Annotated in this window: 15 protein-coding genes and 1 pseudogene; 6 read left to right on the top strand and 10 right to left on the bottom strand. The window is 58.3% G+C overall.

Translation table 11 applies throughout. The annotated features are described in order from the left end of the window. Positions 1-17: 17 nt before the first annotated feature. Both ocd and rocF read right to left on the bottom strand, forming a co-directional pair. Positions 18-1,046 carry an ornithine cyclodeaminase gene (gene ocd / locus D1012_RS11980; protein ID WP_118152498.1) on the bottom strand — a complete coding sequence of 343 codons (1,029 nt, stop codon included), beginning with the start codon at positions 1,044-1,046 and terminating at the stop codon, positions 18-20. Between the two features lie 15 nt (positions 1,047-1,061). Further along, on the bottom strand, positions 1,062-1,985 hold the full coding sequence (rocF, locus tag D1012_RS11975; protein ID WP_118152845.1) for an arginase: 924 nt from the start codon (positions 1,983-1,985) through the stop codon (positions 1,062-1,064). A 112-nt stretch (positions 1,986-2,097) separates the two neighbouring features. Between rocF and D1012_RS11970 the strand changes: the two genes are divergently transcribed. From D1012_RS11970 to D1012_RS23230, 5 genes and pseudogenes are all read left to right on the top strand, one after another. Further along, positions 2,098-2,529: an Lrp/AsnC family transcriptional regulator gene (locus D1012_RS11970; RefSeq protein WP_118152843.1), complete on the top strand. Its 432-nt coding sequence runs from the start codon at positions 2,098-2,100 to the stop codon at positions 2,527-2,529. A 471-nt stretch (positions 2,530-3,000) separates the two neighbouring features. Further along, positions 3,001-4,104, top strand: coding sequence for a DUF262 domain-containing protein (locus tag D1012_RS11965; protein WP_118152496.1), 1,104 nt, complete (start codon positions 3,001-3,003; stop codon positions 4,102-4,104). After that, positions 4,079-4,552: a HEPN domain-containing protein gene (locus D1012_RS22445; protein WP_147335682.1), complete on the top strand. Its 474-nt coding sequence runs from the start codon at positions 4,079-4,081 to the stop codon at positions 4,550-4,552. Before D1012_RS11965 ends, D1012_RS22445 begins: the two co-directional genes overlap by 26 nt. A gap of 199 nt (positions 4,553-4,751) precedes the next feature. Then, entirely contained in the window at positions 4,752-5,009 is a 258-nt protein-coding gene (locus D1012_RS23330; RefSeq protein WP_435530916.1) for a DUF7249 family protein, read from the top strand. A gap of 179 nt (positions 5,010-5,188) precedes the next feature. Next, positions 5,189-5,911 (top strand): annotated as a pseudogene (locus tag D1012_RS23230) (DNA-methyltransferase); the annotation flags it as partial. 153 nt (positions 5,912-6,064) lie between these two features. Here D1012_RS23230 and D1012_RS11955 read toward each other — a convergent pair. The 6 genes from D1012_RS11955 to D1012_RS11930 form a co-directional block, all read right to left on the bottom strand. Further along, positions 6,065-9,709 carry a class I SAM-dependent DNA methyltransferase gene (locus D1012_RS11955; RefSeq protein ID WP_118152494.1) on the bottom strand — a complete coding sequence of 1,215 codons (3,645 nt, stop codon included), beginning with the start codon at positions 9,707-9,709 and terminating at the stop codon, positions 6,065-6,067. Positions 9,710-9,754: 45 nt separating this feature from the next. Continuing rightward, positions 9,755-10,192, bottom strand: a complete 438-nt coding sequence (locus tag D1012_RS11950; protein WP_118152493.1) for a hypothetical protein — start codon at positions 10,190-10,192, stop codon at positions 9,755-9,757. A 133-nt stretch (positions 10,193-10,325) separates the two neighbouring features. Continuing rightward, positions 10,326-10,523: a hypothetical protein gene (locus D1012_RS11945; protein ID WP_118152491.1), complete on the bottom strand. Its 198-nt coding sequence runs from the start codon at positions 10,521-10,523 to the stop codon at positions 10,326-10,328. A gap of 68 nt (positions 10,524-10,591) precedes the next feature. After that, complete coding sequence (locus tag D1012_RS11940) at positions 10,592-11,476, bottom strand: ArdC family protein (protein WP_118152489.1); 885 nt, start codon at positions 11,474-11,476, stop codon at positions 10,592-10,594. 406 nt (positions 11,477-11,882) lie between these two features. Beyond that, positions 11,883-12,467: a hypothetical protein gene (locus D1012_RS11935; protein WP_118152487.1), complete on the bottom strand. Its 585-nt coding sequence runs from the start codon at positions 12,465-12,467 to the stop codon at positions 11,883-11,885. Between the two features lie 118 nt (positions 12,468-12,585). Beyond that, the gene (locus tag D1012_RS11930) at positions 12,586-13,764 is read right to left on the bottom strand and encodes a MobA/MobL family protein (RefSeq protein WP_118152484.1); all 1,179 of its coding nucleotides are present in this window, start codon (positions 13,762-13,764) and stop codon (positions 12,586-12,588) included. Between the two features lie 77 nt (positions 13,765-13,841). On the opposite strand from D1012_RS11930, the gene D1012_RS11925 reads away from it, so the two are divergent. Beyond that, entirely contained in the window at positions 13,842-14,096 is a 255-nt protein-coding gene (locus tag D1012_RS11925) for a hypothetical protein (protein WP_118152482.1), read from the top strand. Here the strand turns inward: D1012_RS11925 and D1012_RS11920 are convergent. Both D1012_RS11920 and D1012_RS11915 read right to left on the bottom strand, forming a co-directional pair. Next, on the bottom strand, positions 14,090-15,223 hold the full coding sequence (locus D1012_RS11920; RefSeq protein WP_118152480.1) for an AAA family ATPase: 1,134 nt from the start codon (positions 15,221-15,223) through the stop codon (positions 14,090-14,092). The two genes, D1012_RS11925 and D1012_RS11920, sit on opposite strands and share 7 nt — an antisense overlap. Before the next feature lie 189 nt (positions 15,224-15,412). Beyond that, complete coding sequence (locus tag D1012_RS11915) at positions 15,413-17,539, bottom strand: tyrosine-type recombinase/integrase (protein WP_158569325.1); 2,127 nt, start codon at positions 17,537-17,539, stop codon at positions 15,413-15,415. Positions 17,540-17,546: the final 7 nt, after the last annotated feature.

The raw sequence follows: 17,546 nt of genomic DNA, 5'->3' as shown, positions 1-17,546 counted from the left end.
GCCACCGATCCTGCGCGTCACATGGCGCGCAGGATCATGCCAAACAGGTCGCGCGGATCATCGGGGTCGGCGATCATGTCAAGCGGCTCACAGAACCCGCTTTGCCCCAGTTGCGACCGGATGTAGCGCAGGGCGCTGAAATCCTCGATCGCAAAGCCCACGCTGTCAAACAGCGTCACCTGCGCCGGGTCACTGCGCCCCGGCACCTCGCCCGCAATCACCTGCCACAGCTCGGTCACCGGATGATCGGGATCCAGCTGCTGGATCTCGCCCTCGATCCGGGTTTGCGGCGGGTATTCGACGAAAATCGCCGAGCGCAGCAGAATGTCGCGGGCCAGTTCGGTCTTGCCCGGACAGTCGCCACCGACTCCGTTGATGTGCACCCCGGAGCCAACCATGTTGTCGGTCAGGATCGTGGCATTGGTCTTGTCGGCGGTGACGGTGGTGATGATGCCCGCGCCAAGGATCGCCTCTTCAGCACTCCGGCAGGGGGTGACGGTCAGCCCGCGCCCGGCCAGATTGCGCGCGCATTTTGCGGTGGCCTGCGGGTTAAGGTCGTAAAGCCGCACCTCGGAGATGCCGCAGATCGCCTTGAATGCCAGCGCCTGAAATTCCGCCTGCGCGCCATTGCCGATCAGCGCCATGGTGGGGGTCTTGGGGGCCAGCCATTTGGCGGCCATGGCAGAGGTGGCTGCCGTGCGCAGCGCGGTCAGGATGGTCATTTCCGACAACAGGAGCGGATAGCCGGTCTCCACATCCGCCAAAAGCCCAAAGGCGGTCACGGTTTGCAGCCCCTTTTTCATGTTGCCGGGGTGGCCGTTCACATATTTGAAGCCATAGGTTTCACCATCCGATGTGGGCATCAGCTCGATCACTCCGACATCGGAATGCGAGGCGATGCGCGGCGTCTTGTCAAACTGCGGCCAGCGGCGGAAATCGGCTTCGATTTCGGCGGCGAGGTCGACCAGCACCCGTTCGATTCCCAGATGAAGAACCAGCTTCATCATATTGTCCACGCTGACAAACGGCACAAGGTTCAGGGTCATGTCATCTGCTCCCCGTCACTTGGCGCGGGTCGGGCGGTCAAAGACCTTTTTGCCCATCAGACTGCCGACCAGATCGACCATCAGTCGTGCGGTCATGCCGCGGTCATCCAGAAACGGGTTCAGCTCCACCAGATCCAGACTGGTCACCAGCCCGCTTTCGTGCAGCAATTCCATCACCAGATGCGCCTCGCGAAAGGTGGTGCCACCGGGAACCGTGGTGCCGACAGCAGGGGCGATGGCGGGGTCAAGGAAATCGACATCCAGACTGACATGCAGCATCCCGCCCGCAAGGCGGACCTTGTCAAGAAACGCCCGCAGCGGTGCGACGACGCCGTGCTCGTCCAGCACCCGCATGTCATTGATGGCAATGTCATGCTCCAACAGTGCCGCATGCTCGGCCGGATCGACCGAGCGGATGCCATAGAGGCAGATCCGGTCCGCCGGGACCGGGGCTGGAAACGGCGGAAACACCTCAAACCCGGTGCGACCCGCGATATAGGCGACCGGCGTGCCATGCAGGTTGCCGCTGGTGGTGCTGAGCGGCGTGTGGAAATCGGAATGCGCATCGAGCCACAAAAGAAACAGCGGCCGCCCGGTGCGGCTGGCATAGGCCGCAGCCCCGGCAACCGACCCCAGCGCCAGCGAATGATCGCCGCCCAGAATGATCGGCATCGCGCCTTCGCTCAGCGCGTCATCCACCTTGTCGGACAGAACCTGCGTCCAGCCCAGCACCTCGGCCAGCGAATGCACCACCGGGTTGGGGCAGGGCGGGGCCTCGACCTCGGGGCAGGTCAGGTCGCCCCAGTCGTCGACGGTGTGGCCCTGACCGCCAATCGCCTGCGCCAACCCGGCGACACGGTAAGCGGCAGGCCCCATCAGGCACCCGGGGCGGCGTTGGCCAGCGTCAACAGGGGCCCCTATCAGAATGGTATTGGGCATGGTGGCATCCTTTTTGTTTGTCACAGGATTGCGCATAAAGATGGTGGATTCACCCGACGTCCTGTGCAAACTGCACAGGAGTTTGCACCAAATGGCGAAAGGGTTGCGCAAAATGGACGATACAGACACCCGCCTTTTGTCAGAGCTGCGCCGCGACGGGCGCGCGGCGATTTCAGATCTGGCCGACAGCCTTGGCCTGTCGCGCGCCACGGTGCGCGCCCGGATGGAGCGGTTAGTGGAGCGGGGCGAGATTGCCGGCTTTACCGTGGTCACCCGCGCCGACGTCACCGCCGCCCCGGTGCGCGCCCTGATGATGATCGGGATCGAGGGCAAGGGGGCCGAACGCACCATGGCCCGCCTCACCGGCCTGCCCGCGGTGCAGGCGGTGCATTCGACCAATGGTCGCTGGGATCTGATCGTCGATCTGGCCACCCAGACCCTGCAGGAACTGGACGAGGTGATCTTTCGCATCCGCAACATCGACGGCGTGATGACAAGCGAGACCAACCTTCTGCTCTCCACCCGCAAGGCCGGACGGCGATAGAGTGATCGGCACAGAGCAAAGGTGGAAAAAACTGCGGCATCGGTTTTCACTCTGACGATCATTGATCTGGTGTGCCGCTTTTGGAAACTGCCCTGTGAAACAGCGACCAAACACGCCGCCTTCAGCCGCAGACAAGGCGCTTTGAAACCGAGGTCAGGTTATGAAAAGTGTTGTGAAAAACCAAAGCTCTGTTCTTCAAACTGATTGGAGATTTCCATCAATTCAAACACATATCTTACTTTGGCTCCGGCGGTAGGGTCCGCAGCAAATCCGAAAAAATCCAATGAAAACAAGGGTCAGCCCTCTGCGATAAAACCCTCGGACCTGCATAGCGCCCATCGGAGTGCCACAGTCAAGGGGACAATGCCAATAGCGCGGACCAGAACACGCGCACTGCTTGTATAGAGGGAGGAATGGTCTAAGGTTCCCTGAGATTCAGAAGTCCAAGCGTCTGCGCGAAAGGCAATTTCCATGATACAAGAAGAAGATGGCACCGAGGAAGACATCGAGTATTCCGACACGACGCTTGACGGTGATGAGAAGAACGAAGAACTGAATGATGATGACGTTGTCTATCAGATCACAACTTCTGGCGCTGACTTTGATGTTGATGGTTTGGTGAAACGGTTCGACCGTGGTGCGATTTATCGTCCAGAGTTCCAGCGAAACTTCGTGTGGACTTGGCCACAGGCGTCAAAGTTCATTGAATCTATTCTCCTTGGCTTACCCATCCCAAGCGTGTTTCTGTTTAGAGAGGAAGAAACGCAAAAGCTACTGATTGTTGATGGTCTTCAAAGACTGACAACCTTACATGCTTTTAAGAAGGGACGACTGCCGCTCAACGATAGGGTGTTCAAGTTAAAAGATGTAAAGCCGCGCTTCGAAGGTAAAACTCTTGAAGACCTTGATGAGGATGATCAGCGAAGGTTTGAGGATGCCATTATCCACGCGATGATTATTCAGCAAATGTCGCCTGATGACAGTAATAGTTCTGTTTTTCATATATTTGAGCGACTTAACTCAAATGGTACGCCGTTGCAGCCGCAGGAGATGAGGGCGGCTGTGTATCACGGTCCATTTCAGGAGATGCTTGGTCAGGCAAATAGCACAGCCGCTTGGCGATTTATTTTTGGACCGAAACATAAGAGAGCAAAAGACCAAGAGCTTATACTTCGTTTTATGGCCTTGCGCTTCAATCGAGAAAGCTATGCTCGACCAATGAAGGGGTTTCTCAACGACTTCATGGCAAAAAATCGCAAGAAATCAGAGGCTGAACTTCAAGTATATCTTGACGCTTTTATTGAAACTGTTCAGCGGTGTGCGGATGCTCTCGGCAAGCAAGCATTTCGCATTACCCGATCTATGAACGTTGCCTTCTATGATGCTCTGATGGTGGCAGTGGCAGAGAACCCCGTTGCTACCGCGAAACACATTAAGGATGTAAGCGATAAACTCGCGAAAGATGCCACTTTCACTCAGCTTACGGGTGAAGCAACGTCGAACGAGGCAAGCGTATTGGGTCGTATTTCCAAAGCCAAGGAAGAACTGGATGCCGCCACTAACCATTTCGAGTGAAGAACAGCGGATAGACAAGCTTTCTGTGGATTTGCGGGCTGCTGCTGACGAGGCTGATCTCCCACTTCAACATGTGTTTTCGAGCCATCTCGTCTTGGCCGGTGCAGGTCATGTCGAGCAGTCGGTCATATTTATACTCTCCGAATACGGGCGGGTAAATGGAAATGCAATTGTCAAAAGGTTTATAGAGAAAACCGTCGCTCGAAATAACTCTCTTGATTGCGATAAAGTCAAAAAAATTTTAGATCATTTCCATTTAGATTGGTGGAGTGCGGTGGAAGTTGCGACCACTGGGCCGGAGCGCGATGCAGTGGACAGTCTCAAAACGCTTCGGGATCAAGTGGCACATGGCAAAAGAAATGGTACAGGTTTTTCTGTTGTTCAGGGGTACTATTTGAACTCAAAAAGATTTGTTCGCGCCGTAAGCTCCGTTGTCCTTGGATATTAGGAGGAAAGATCAAGAGGCGTATGGTCAGGTTCGTCTCCGAACCCCAAGTTACCCGTTCCGAGAAGCACGCAGACTTCCGCGACGATTTGACTGTGCCACCACAACGGATGGGTTAGCGACCAAGAAAAATGCTCCGACTGATTTCCAAATCGTCAAAACCGACTGACTTGCCCTGTGCCTCCAACGAAAGGACAGGACTATGGCACCGAAGACGACCGCAAACCGACCCTCAAACTCTCCCTACAACGGGCATCCGAACCGGAACCTTTGGAACGTCGCCCTTCACATGGCGAATGACTATGGGTTCTACCATGTCTGCCGTGATCTGCTCGAAAGGCATGGCCTGACGGGTGCGACGGAAATCTTGTATTGCGAACTTGGCGAGACAGAAACGCCTGACGGTGGGCGTTATACAAAAACTTCCATCCGCCACGGTCTCCGCTGCCTTTCTGACTAAAACTCCGCGCGCCCACGGGCGCGCGTTGCATTCTTATTGTTTGGCATCAAATGAAATATTTACAATGTAAACAGGTGCTTGAAAAAAATCCATCGCAGCCATGCACTATTCTGGCCTCTTCGATTTCCCTTTGACAGCCAGAGGCAAATGTTCCTCCGCCACTAACGACGGAGGTTCAAATGGCGAAGGTCGACTTGATGACGGGTGATGCGCTTTTCGCTCTTGCGAACGTACCAAGCAACAGCGTTGACGGGGGTGTGATCGACCCGCCATACGGCAAGAAGGTGCGGGGCATCCGCTGGGATTTGGTTCTGCCAAACTTTCTCATCTGGGTGGAACTTCTCCGGGTGTTGAAGCCCGGGGCGCATATCGCTGTGTTTTGCTTCCCCGATATGGCGCACAGGCTTGCGTTCGACTTGGAGAAGGCCGGGTTTGAAATCCGCAACGTCTGGGTCTGGCACTACCCGAATGGTCTGCCTGCGACCCAACCCTTGAATGATGAGGTGGACTCTCGCGTTATCCCCGGACACGAGTCCATCGTCATTGCCCGCAAGAAGACGGACTGTAAGACCTACACGGAGAATGTCGCCAAGTGGGGTACGGGCGGGCTGCGCACCAAGAACACCCTCGGCGATGGTAAGTCGAGCACGACCGTCTTTTCCTATAACAAGCCGACTGATTGGGAACGCGACCTCGGCGCGGATGCTTTCCCTCTTCGCCCGGTCAATCCAAAGCCTCGCACGGGTAAGTCGGCGCACTACAAGTCAAAGAAAACGCGCCGGAACTTCCACTTTTGTGTCAAGCCGGTTGCCTTGCTGACGCACCTTTTGAAACTCGTCGCCAAGCCCGGCGATACGGTCATCGACCCGTTCATGGGCAGTGGTTCGGCGGGGATGGCGGCGGTTTGGGCCGGGATGAACTACATCGGGATTGATATGAACCCCGACTTTGTTCGCATTGCCGATGCCCGCATCACCTATGCCCAAGCCAACCCGGTCCCGGATCGGCTGGTGCCGGGGTATGTCGCGCCTGCGAAGACCAAACGCAAAGCGCGGTCAGCGGGGCAGGAAGTGGCTGCGGCCATCGGCGCGGACCATCCCGGTCTCGACCATGTGGCGCAAGACGGTCTCGACGCGCGAAGCGCGATTGCGGCCCCCGCGAAAGCGGCGGGCGATGTCCTCGGGCGCAAGGGGCGTGGTGGCCGTCGCAAGGACGCTGCGCACCGCGCGGATTTGGTCCAGCCCATCGCTCGGCCACAAAAGGGCCAAGGCCGCGCCCTCGGCAGAGCCTCCAAGGTCTGCCGCGACCTGCTTGGCTCGGTCGGGTTGGGGGGCCTTCATGCGCAGGCGAGGCACTTGGTATTCGGGGCGAAGCCATTCAATCTCGCCTTTGGACTCGCTGACCTGTCGTGCCTGATTGAGCGCCACAAGCCGAACAAGCACCTCTGCCTCGGCGGCGATCTGCGCCGGGGATTTGTGCGGCGAGGGCGTGGTCGCCCCCGGCATACCAACAAGCGCCGGGGTCAGATCAGACCATCCATAGGTGTCCAATACCGCCCTGTCGATTTCGTCGTGAAGGTCGCGCAACACCTGAATCTGGCCCGCGTCCTTGATGTCGCGCTCGGCCTCGGACAGGGGCGGCACATTGGCCCCGTTGGTCAGTTCGCGCAAGCGTTCAAGACTGTTGTAGAGGCCCGTCATTGTCAGGTGCGGGTGCGCAGCAATGCGTTCCTTGCGGAATGCGTCCAGCCGCTCGCCAAGGGTCGCCAGTGTGCCGGACAGCACAGGCGAAACCTTGTCAAAGGTTGGGAATACGAAGGGGTCAAAGGTTCGTGTTTTGTTGTACCGGGGGCGGTCTTCAAGGGTTCCACCAGCACCAAGCATCCAGATTACACTGATACGGGATGACAGAACCGCCAGCGTTCGGCTGTCTGCGACGGCGATATTCACCAGCATATTGTCGGGGAGGACTTTGGCATCAAGGAACTGGAAGAACCTGTGTTTGGCCGTTTCGATGGTGGCGATGTAGCGCGGCAAGCCTTCAAGTGCGGGCCTCAACTCCGAGCGAGGCTTGCCAAACAGCCACCAGAGCCGCGCGTATTCTGCCAAGTCCTTCGATCCGCCAACCTTGGCTTCCCGCTCGTTCTTCACGTTCTCGACCACATGGCCATAAACGGCAGGGAATCGGTCCCTGACCTGTTCCGCTGTCAGCCCGAACAGGTCGATCACCATCACGCCGCGCGGGCGGTCTGCCAAGTCTCGTCCGTTTCGATACTCGCGGATGTGGTTTTCAAGCCCCGCTACCTTGCCCAACCCAAGTTGGGCAGCCTTGGCTGGTGTCACGATGAAGCCTGCGCCGTGAAGGGACACGCCTCGGCTGGACAACGCCGCGTTGGCCCAAAGTGGTTTTGCCTTGGCTAGATCCGCCCCGATGGTAAGCCCAGCCGTGATGTGCCCCGGCTTGACGACCAGTTCAACAGTCGGCGTGTCGGTGTTCAATCCGTCCTCTCGGACGACCTCTGCCAACACACCCTCTGCGTCCCCTGCGACTGCTACGGTCAAGGCAATGCGCACAGCGGCCTTGTCTGCCGCTTTCAGCCACGGGTGGTCAGGGATGGCATAGACCAAGGAAAGCGGCGTCTTGCCGGTCATCCGCGCCTCGATCACGCGGCTTGAAAACACTTGGTCAATAGAGTTGCTGGTGATGAACCCGAACCGGCGCAGCGGGTTGGGCTGGCCCTTGGTGCCCTTGGCCAGAAGCCGATTTGCGGCCTCGTCCCAGAAATGCATCACGAAATCAGCCCCGCCCGGAATGTCGGGGCGCGCGGCCCATGCGGCCTCGGCGTAGCCTTCGCCCAGTTCGGCGCGCATGTCCTTGCCGCCGATGAAGGGCGGGTTGCCAACGATGAACTCCACTTCGGGCCATGCGGCCTTGCGGAAGTTGTGATAGCGCAGCACTGGTCTTGTTGCCGATGTGTCGGGCACCTCGGCCCCGGTGATCGGGTCAGCCTTCTTGGTGATGCCATCCCAACGGGTCAGGGGTTTGCCGTTCGCGTCCAGCACAGGATCGGCGCTGTCGTATGCCAAGATAGCATCCTGGCAAACGATGGTGCCGTAAGCGTCAAGCACGGGTTCTTTCACCGCATCAGGGCCTCCGGTCTTGATCTGCCATTTCAGGTAGCCAATCCACAGCACAAGGTCGGCGATGGTCGCGGCGCGGGGATTGAGTTCAAGGCCATAGAACTGGTGCGGATCAACGGTGAAGGTGCCGCCAGACTTGGCCAGCATGCGGCCAAGTCGGCCCTGCGCCTCGTTTGGGAAATCGGAATAACGGTCGGGCTTGCCGCCAAGGTCGGCGATGGTTTCCAGCACTTCGCCTTCAAGCCGCTTCATCAGTTCCAGTGAGACATAGAGGAAGTTGCCGGTGCCACAGGCCGGGTCAAGAACGCGGACGGTACAAAGTTGGCGATGGAACTTGGTGGCGGCGCGCAGGGCTTCCACCTTCTTGCCGTCTTCCAAAAGGTCGTTGATCTGGGCCGATACCGCATCCCAATCGGCGCGCAAGGGTTCGATGATGGTCGGGATCACCAGCCGTTCGACATAGGTGCGCGGCGTGTAGTGCGCCCCGAGTTTCGACCGCTCGCGGCTGTCCAGCGCGCGTTCGACAAGGGTGCCAAAGATGGCAGGTTCCACATCCTGCCAGTCGCGCTTGGCGGCGATCCAGACCTCGTTAATGTCGTCGGACTCCAACGGCAAAGCCTTGGCGTTCTTGAACAGCGAGCCGTTGAACCGCTTGATGGTCTTGCCAAGGCCACGGTCATAGCCGCCTTTGTCCATGCGGTCCCAAAGGTCTTCAAGCGCGGGTACGAAGTCTTTGGGGCGCTTCACCATGTCGCCCAAAAGGTTCTTGAACGAGTCCGGGGGCAGCAGTTTCACATCTTCGGCGAACATGGTGAAAACGCAGCGCATAAGGAACTCGGCCACATCCTGCGGCTTGTAGCGGCCTTCAAGGCGGCGGGCGATCTTGGCCAGACGCTCGGCGATGTCGCGAGTCACCTCTGCGGATTTGCGGGTAGGGTCAAGGCTCTGGGGGTCTTTCCAGATTGCGCGCAATCGGTCTTGGATGTTTGCTTCCAAGAGGTCGTCCATGGACAGGCGGTAGGATTGCCGGTCTGGGAAATGGGCGTAGTTTTTGCCCTGACCTGAAAAGTCGGCATAAACCTCCACCACATTGCCGATGTCCAAGACGAGGATGAAGGGCGGGTAGCCGTGATCGACGGGCAAGGCGCGGGCGTAATCCTCGGCCTGTTTCTTGGCGGCGACCATCACCTTGTCCCATGTGCGGGTGCCACGCTTGGCTTGACCGCCCTTGGTCTGGATCATGTCCTCGGGAAATAGACCGGGCTGATCAGCAGTGGCAGACTTGGCGCGCTTGGCTGACTGCTTGGCTTCAAGGATGAAGTGCCCGCGCTTGTAGAGGTCGATGCGTCCCGCCGATGTGGTGCCGTCTGGGTGTTTGAAATCAACGCGGCGTTCATAAACATAGTCGTTCAGGTGGTTCCGTTCGGTCGCAAGGTCAGGTTCGGGAAGGGACATAAAGCGGCAAAGCCGTTCGATGAACGGCTGGCAGTTTGCCATCTCGGCCCCGCCACTGGCCTTGGCCTTCTCGATGAAGGCCCGGAAGTCGTCCGAAGGAACCATAAAGAATCTTACCTTGCCTAAAAAAGCCCTACTTTGCAGCGTAATCTATGCCTGCTGGTCAGCCTTGTGCTTCTTTGAACTGATTTCGCACAGAACGCCAAGCGCCAAACCGAAGACAGCACGGGTGAGCCCCTCGCCAACTTCGCTAATGAGGTAGGCGGTCGCGGCACCTTGGTTGTCGGCAAAGTCGGGATGGTTCAGTCCTTGGTAGATGGCGAATGCCACGCCAAAAAGCCCGTACCAAAAAAACAGGTGAGCAAAGACAAATCCCATGCGTGTGAAGAACATACCGCCGAACTCTCCAAGGTGGTGCCGCTTGCCGCCACCTTGGCGTGTGTAGGCTGGAAGTTCAAGCGGCGGGCGGCTTGCCGCCTGCCGCAAAAAATCCTGAAAATCGGCTTCCGTCCTTCGGAAGCGGTCCCATATCTCCCTTGCCAGACTGTGAGGATGGTCCAGTGCGCCGCCGCATAGGTGGCTGATCATCACTCCCCATGAGGGATTAGGACATTCGCTTCGGCGAACCTGCTACATCCGCATCGTCTGGCAATCCTCGGTGAAATGAAACGCCCCCGGCCAGCGATGGTCGGGGGCGTTTTCTCTTGGTCGGTGCCGCCGCTCACCTGCGGCGGCGGGCGCGGCGACGTTGTTCTTGTTCGGTCTCGATGTCGTAGCCATCGAACCAGCCTTCGCCATGAGTTTTGGGCGATGAGCAATGCTCCTGCGCCTCTTCCAGCGATAAGCCCCCCTTGATGTTGCGGCGGCCATCATTGAAGCGGAAACGAATGATCTTGTAGGTGGTCTTGGGCGAAAACATGGTCTGCTCCTCGGTTTCAGGTGCAGACCAGATGGGTGCGTCTGGGAATCCCAGTAGAAAAATGGCGGCTATTCAGCCGCCATCGCCACACTATTTTCAGTTATTGCCAGGACGAAATCCATGGCCTTCTGCGCCTCGCTTGCTGCCTTGAAAATCGCGCGGTTGTCTTCCTTCATCGCGCCAAGCCAGCCCTCAATGTAGGCCCCGCTTTGGGCGAAATCTGGGGTCAGTCCAAGGGTTGCGCAGATCATGCAGTTGCCAATCTCGGCGATCAACTCCTCGAACGCATAGGCTTTGCGGTCGCCGAAGCGGGTGAAGCGGTCCAGCCGCGATGTCGCGCCGGTCCAGTGGGTCAGTTCGTGGGCCAAGGTGCCGTAGTAGCCTGCCGCGTCCTTGAAGGTGCCGATGGGGGGCATGTGGATGCGGTCGGCTGTGATGTCATAGAACGCGCGGGGCTGGCTGGTGGTGTCGATGGCGGCACCCGTTGCGGCAAAGAAGACATCAAGCGCCGGGTCGGCCTCGGTGCCCAAGTCCTGCGCGGGTTCCGGCTTGCGGTAGAAGTCGGCGGGCAAGCCCTCGATCTGTTCGGCGTTGAAGACGCTGTAAGCCTTGGCAAAGGGGATCACCTTATCTTCGCCGTTCTCGTCTTCCTTCTCCACGGTGCCAAACTTCACCACGGTTGCAGCCTTCTCGCCCCTGCGGATATGCGCGCCCATGGTCTTGGCTTGGTTGAAGGTCAGCCAATGTGCTGATGTGTAGCCCTTGGCTGCTGCGATGCTCCACAACACCAGAACATTGATGCCTCGATAGGGTTCGCCGTTCCCCCGCAGGGGCAGGCAAGCGCCCGCCTCGCCTCCGGTCCAAGGCTTGCGCCACGGGGGGCAGCCTGCTTCCATTGCTTCGATGATCTGGGCTGTGATCGTGGCGTGTAAGTCAAACTTCGGTGCGGTCATGTCAGTCTCCTCGGTTGGGGAGAGCGATGTGGGTTCAACCCCCTCGGACGAAAGCCGCCTTGCGACTTTTTCCGCCCTCGGGCGGGCCTTCCTGCTCTGCCTTCGGAATGCCCACACATTCCCGGAGGCAAAGCAGGGAGGGCGCAGCCCGTCCTGCGGTCGGACGGGCGCGGGGCAACCGGGTGGAGGGCGTGAAAACGGGAAGGAACCGCGCGCTTGCGCGTGGAAGGAACCGGTTTTCTCGAACGGAACCGACGCGAAGCGGCGCTTGCCGGTTGTTGCGCGTCTGACCGACTGGCAGGCGGAAACCTATGAATGGCATCGCGTCAGGCGCGGTATGAGCGGGGCCAGCCCCGTCGATTGCCGCGCCTGTCAATGGATAAAGCGTTCGGAGAACACCCCTGAATCAGCAACGGGGGGCAAGCAGGCAGGACGTGGCGATCTGGCCGATTGGGTCGCCTCGATACCCTGCGCCACCATGCGCGGTGATTACCTTCCAGCGGCGACGATAGCCCCATTTTGAGAACCCGAGAACAACGGTACCAACGCCGGGCCGGTAGGCAACCAGTCGCGTCTGCCTCGTGAAGAATGGTTCAAAGTAAAGAATGGTCCCTTCGGCGATAACACGGGCGACGAGCATCGCTGTGTCCTCGGCAGACTTTGCGCCAAGGGCCTCAATGTCTCTTTGGTGGCCGCCCCAAGAATGAGCAGCCCCCAAGCCGGTACCATGCTGCGATTGACGGCCATGTTCCAGAACAACGGGAAGGTGGTTTTCCACGCCCGTCAAAAACGGCAGAGGCGGAACATATCCAAAGGTGGTGCTGCCGGTGATCGGGTGTGTGATGAGGTTCCCCGGTTGCGGCAGCACGACTGAAACCGAGCGGCCAACCTTCGGGACGATAGGCGCTGATGGCAGGTGGGTAAGCCGAAGGATTGGGCGTTTCACCACCGGAATATTGGTCTTGCTTTCTGCTCGTAAAGTCGTGGCCATGCGTGTTCCTCGCGCTGTGAAGTTGCGAAAGACACGTGGGCCAGATCTGGCGTTCGGGAAGTTGAAAGCCGATCAGATTCATGGAGTTGTCGGAAAATAGTTGGGCTAACGCGATGCATCAGTCGCGGTCGCGCTGACGTTCACGTCGCCCCTCGTGGAATGGGGGGTGCAGCCGTGTCTCTTGTAGATTTCTCGGCACTGCTCGCTCTGGAAAAAGTCGTGAGCGAAGGCTGTCGCGGAGCATTACCAGCTCACGATAAACACGCCGAACACTGCCCCAGCGACGAATGCTGCGATGATCGGCAAGGGGTGGAAACGGTGCGGGTTGGGCGGTCGTGCCAAGGAAGGGCGGGGTTGAAGCGGCTGGGCCATTGAAAGCGCTTGCGTTTCCTTCATCTTGGCTTCCAACCGCGACAACTGGTGCCCATGGAGGCGTAGATGGTCCAGCGTCTCCGACAATGCGGCCACCGCTCGCTCTGTCATCTTCGCGGCGATCTGGGCGTTCGCTTCGGTCGTTTTCATTGTCGCTTCCCAGTCCATCGGCGGGGTCTGCTTGGTCATTCTGTGCCTCCTGTTTCAGGCTGTTGATTGCGCGGATGACAACATTGGCCTCGGCGCGGGTGTGTCCAGCATCGATATGGTGCCAATCGGATTTGGTTGCAGGGTGTTCGCCTTTGGCGAACAATTGGCGGCTGGCCGCGCCTTCGTGGATTTCAGGCAAGCGGTCGATGCCGCGCGCGGCAAAGGAGAGGTGGCTGATCTGGCTCTCGGCCCCATACCCCCACGAGGTCATCATCCGGTTGTGGATGCCTGCCCAAAGGGCGGCGGCTTCTTCAATCGCGTTTTTGCGCGCCATCCCGATGGTGCTGCGCGGTCGCCCGCGTCCGCCCCCTTTCACTTGAACATCAAACGCCGCAATGTGCGCGTGGGGGTTCAAGGTGTCGTTGCCGCGCTGGTCGTGGATGGCCGCGACATACCCGGCAACGCCTTGCGTGATCGCCTCACCGAATGCTTTCACAAGCGCCTCGCGCTGTTCTGGCGTGGCCTCAACCGGCAGTGCCAGGATGAAGCGTTCGCAGACGCGGCCTTTGCGCGTTTCGGCTTCGCGCTCGGCGGCAACGGCCACCAGCGCGTCAGTCGGATAGGCGAGCCTTGTGCGAATGATGGCGCGCGCCGCCTGTGGTCGGGTGATATATTTCAGGTGCGCAGCCGTTTGGCCGTGCTTCGCGGCCCGCGCTTCGGCGCTCCGCTTGTCGGAAAAAGTCTTCACTGAATGCCGGAACGAAAAGAGTGCCATGCTGTGATTTTGGATGGGGGGATAAAATGACTATTTTATCCGTTGTGCGCCTTCCAACTTCACATAGGTCCAGAACGATGCCCTCCGAAACCGAACGCTCCTATCTCCGCCTCGCCGTTGCTGCTTCGGCCCATTCCCAACGCTTTGCCCTGTCCGGTTATACCCTTGGCTCGCTATCCGATGAACAGGTTTTTGACATTGGTCGCGATCTGGTGCGGCTGTTTGAACAACGCTTTGAAGCAGAAATCAAAAAAGCGCCTCCGGGAAAACCGGAAGCGCCTTGTGGGTCGTTCGGTGGAGCGCGGGCGCGTCAGCGCCTACGCGATCAGTGATGCACTCGGATTGGCTCATGCCCTTGCGGCGGCGTGTTGGCCAAAACTCGAAATCCACCGTTCCCGTCTGCTTCGACCTTACCTGCGCCGATTAGCGCGTCGAGAGAACGGCGTGTAGCCTTCCGAAGACTGTCGGCATTGCTGCGCACCGATTCAAATGCTTCGCCAACCGCCCCACTGATCTCACGCACCTCATAGAACCGGGCGGCGTCTTTCGCAAAGAGTGCGCGAAGGACTCTCAAAACTTCGGTGGACCGGATGTCGCTTTCGCTACCGATTTTCGTGGTTGGCTTTGCGATGAGCGTCGAGTCAGCGATGACCGGAACCGCCATTGGCACGGTGAACGGATCGCCCTCATCGTCGTCCCCCATTCGCAGAGATTCAATCTTGAAACCCAGCGCCTTGCCTTTGGGAACAGAGCGTTGCTTTTCTTGCGTGATGAGGACCATCGGCACGTCTTCACCTTGATTTTCCATTTTGCGCAAGATCGCAACGGTATCAACATTCCCGGACATCGCACTTGATCCACGCGGCCGACCGGTTTCTCCATTTCCGGTGTGGTGGACCAGCATGACGTGAGCATTGGTCTTTGCCGCGATACGCTGGGCGTTTGCGAGTACCCTTGCCATGTCCCGTGACGAGTTTTCATCGGAATCGCCAATGCAAAGATTCAATGTGTCAAAAACCACCATGAGGCGTTCGGCCCCGAAATGCTCCTTGAAGGCGAGACTGCACGCGATGAGGGAATCAACGCGGCCGTCGTCGGCTAGATTGAAACGTTCGGGAAAAACCTCAAACACCGCAAGTTTGAGGGGGTCCGCCTTCTTGAAGCCAATGGAGCGTTCGCGGATGCCCTCGGGGTCTTCGGCGGCAACATATAGCACTGCCGTGCGCTTGACGCGATATTCACCGAATGCGTGTGCCATCGCAACGTGTGCCGCGATTGAGACGACGATGGATGATTTGCCAGTGTTTGATGGACCGGCAAGAATGCTAACCTGCTTCTCATAAAGCAGATTCTTCACAATGTAGGGGCGGTTCAACTTCAACTCGAAATGTAAAGCCGATAATAACTTTACACCAAGGAACGTCTTTTCGTCGGTCGAGGCGTCGCATTGGAAACTCATGGGTCTTCTCCACTTGGAACGCGACGGTTCTTCGTCGCGAAGGGGAGATGGGTTTGTGTTGGCAAGACGAAAAACGATTTGTGCTCCAAAACCGAAAAATCTTTGGAGAGCCCAGAAGCGACCGACCGGACGGACGGACACGCCCCCATAGGGGCGTGTCCGTCCGTCCGGTTGTCCGTCGCTTCCTGCCTACCGCACCAGCCGGAGGGGAAGGCGTTCGGGGGAGAGGTACGCACCGAAAGGTGGGGTGATGCTCCGATGGTCAATGTCGATGCGATCCACATATTCTTTCATGTCTTCGATGGTCTCGCCTGCCCGGAAATAATTTCTATGAGTCACATCTGTCTGTTCGTGGCCCATCAGCCCTTTGCGTACATGATCAGGAACCTTGGCGCGGGTCAGGCGCACGAGGAACTCGGTGCGCAACGCGTGGAAATCAAGGCCATCATCTTTGATGCCGCGACTTCGGATGTAATAGCCAAATCGCTTGCTCATGATCGCACTCATCGTGCCTTTGGATTTTGAGCGTGGCATGTCAGGGAACAAGCGGCTCATGCCTGCCTGCTGTCGCAACTCGACCAGTTTGGGCAGCCCGATGTCAATGAGGGCTTTGTGAAGCGGGACGCGGCGTATGCTGTTAGCACTCTTGACAAGTTGAGACCCAAGTTCGTTTTGGACTGCGACGAAGATGATGCCATTTTCCTTTGCGAAATCTCGCACCCGCAACTGACAGATTTCTTCAAGGCGCAAACCGGCATACATGGCAATGAGGGGTGCCCAGAACAGCGGCTCGCCAATGTCGGCAAGGGGATTGGTGAACACCTCTGACTCGAGCAGAGCGTAGATGGAGTCGCCCCAACCAAGCCGTTCCACCCGCGCGGCACTCATCTTCCAACGCTTGACCTCTGCTTCGGTCAGCAATCGTCCCTTGAATGGATTGGTGGTGATCATTTGCTGCGCCAAGGCATGTTCAAAGATGCTTTGAAGGGCCGTCTGGTGCCGCTTGATGGTGGTAGCAGAGATGCGCTTCGTCCGTGCTGCGGCAACGACGTCTTCGATTTCGGCGGCGGGGCGTCCTTGGGCGCGTAGTTTTTCAATGATTTCTGCGATTTCCAGCGGCTCTCGGTCATCTGTATATTCGATGACTTGTCGCGCGCTGCGATTGTCTCGGGAGGACTTTCCAAAGTTTGCGGGAAGGCGCTGGATCAACGTGTTGAACTCGATGACCTCTTCCTTGGAAATCTCGGACAGGGGCAGATCTCCCACAATCTCCGAAAACACCCGGACGGAGGACTGCCAGTTTCGCAGTGATGTCCGTTCAAAGTTTGTGCCAGTTGCGGCATGGGGCGACTCGTCCTCGCGGCGCAGCGTGTAGCCTTGGCAACGCAGGGCAAGATATTTTTCAGCGAAGATGGTGAAGGGTTCGTTGCTCAATGCCGGCTTGGCCTTGATTGGGATTTCGTCTGCTCTGTTCGGGGTTTGTTTCGGCAGGCCAAGCCGAAGGGCGGCACGGTGAAGATTCTTGGCGATCTGCTGCGCAGACGGCATTTCTGCCTTCGGGTCCAGCCCGGATATTTCACAGGACACAAGGTATTGGTCCAAGAGGCGACCGAAGCCGTCCGCCATCGTTTCCAAGCGATTGACTGAATCCTCGTCTTCCGGGTCGATGAGCCGGATGTCGGCTGGGTCCATCGCCTGCGCAACGGAGTATGCGTCTGCGGCAAACCCTCGTGTGGCTGCGTCTTCCGCCTCGGCTTGGGCAGCCATGCGCTCGTGGAACTCGTCTTCGGGTGTCATAGGCGCGTTGGGGTCAGGATCGTTCAATACGATGTATTTTATACCGGGCTTTATCTCGACGCGGGTGAGCATGTCGGCATATGGCAAGGGTTCAATCCCAAGCGCCTCCCGCAGTTCTGCGTCCAGTCGCGCAAAGGCGCGTTCGCGGACGCCCGGTGCCATGCCCGACATGCCTGATGCTCGGTAATGTGTAATGTATTTGCGAAAGCCTTCGGTCAGCATGAGGGCCATCGTATCCAGCGGGTCGTCTTGTTCTGTCATCCTGTAAGCCCCAGCCTCAAAAAATGCCCATGCCCGTTCAAAATGGTCCGATAGCCTCGTGCCCAGCAGTCGCGCTTCGCGCGATGACGAGGTTTGAAGGCTGATAGCAAGATGGCCCTTTGCTTGGGCTTTGCCTGTCAAACCGACACAAAGCCCTGAAACTTGTGGGTTTTGTGGCGATGGGATGACAATAGCGGGGTGGCGGCGGCGAAACCACCAGATGTTGCCGCGTTTGGAGAGATAGGCGATGCGTCCCATTCTCTGG

Source organism: Pseudotabrizicola alkalilacus (assembly GCF_003443995.1).
Lineage (GTDB): Bacteria > Pseudomonadota > Alphaproteobacteria > Rhodobacterales > Rhodobacteraceae > Pseudotabrizicola > Pseudotabrizicola alkalilacus.
The sequence above is the reverse complement of the archived record's forward strand: the minus strand, read 5'-3'. Positions and strand labels throughout refer to the sequence as shown.

Bases quoted from the DNA above. Each gene is read 5' to 3' on its own strand.
- D1012_RS11925 (WP_118152482.1), top strand. From the start codon at position 13,842: ATGCCCTCCGAAACCGAACGCTCCTATCTCCGCCTCGCCGTTGCTGCT.
- D1012_RS11955 (WP_118152494.1), bottom strand. From the start codon at position 9,709: ATGGTTCCTTCGGACGACTTCCGGGCCTTCATCGAGAAGGCCAAGGCC.
- D1012_RS23330 (WP_435530916.1), top strand. From the start codon at position 4,752: ATGGCACCGAAGACGACCGCAAACCGACCCTCAAACTCTCCCTACAAC.
- D1012_RS11920 (WP_118152480.1), bottom strand. From the start codon at position 15,223: ATGAGTTTCCAATGCGACGCCTCGACCGACGAAAAGACGTTCCTTGGT.
- D1012_RS11930 (WP_118152484.1), bottom strand. From the start codon at position 13,764: ATGGCACTCTTTTCGTTCCGGCATTCAGTGAAGACTTTTTCCGACAAG.
- D1012_RS11970 (WP_118152843.1), top strand. From the start codon at position 2,098: ATGGACGATACAGACACCCGCCTTTTGTCAGAGCTGCGCCGCGACGGG.
- D1012_RS11915 (WP_158569325.1), bottom strand. From the start codon at position 17,539: ATGGGACGCATCGCCTATCTCTCCAAACGCGGCAACATCTGGTGGTTT.
- D1012_RS22445 (WP_147335682.1), top strand. From the start codon at position 4,079: ATGCCGCCACTAACCATTTCGAGTGAAGAACAGCGGATAGACAAGCTT.
- D1012_RS11950 (WP_118152493.1), bottom strand. From the start codon at position 10,192: ATGATCAGCCACCTATGCGGCGGCGCACTGGACCATCCTCACAGTCTG.
- D1012_RS11940 (WP_118152489.1), bottom strand. From the start codon at position 11,476: ATGACCGCACCGAAGTTTGACTTACACGCCACGATCACAGCCCAGATC.
- rocF (WP_118152845.1), bottom strand. From the start codon at position 1,985: ATGCCCAATACCATTCTGATAGGGGCCCCTGTTGACGCTGGCCAACGC.
- ocd (WP_118152498.1), bottom strand. From the start codon at position 1,046: ATGACCCTGAACCTTGTGCCGTTTGTCAGCGTGGACAATATGATGAAG.
- D1012_RS11935 (WP_118152487.1), bottom strand. From the start codon at position 12,467: ATGGCCACGACTTTACGAGCAGAAAGCAAGACCAATATTCCGGTGGTG.
- D1012_RS11945 (WP_118152491.1), bottom strand. From the start codon at position 10,523: ATGTTTTCGCCCAAGACCACCTACAAGATCATTCGTTTCCGCTTCAAT.
- D1012_RS11965 (WP_118152496.1), top strand. From the start codon at position 3,001: ATGATACAAGAAGAAGATGGCACCGAGGAAGACATCGAGTATTCCGAC.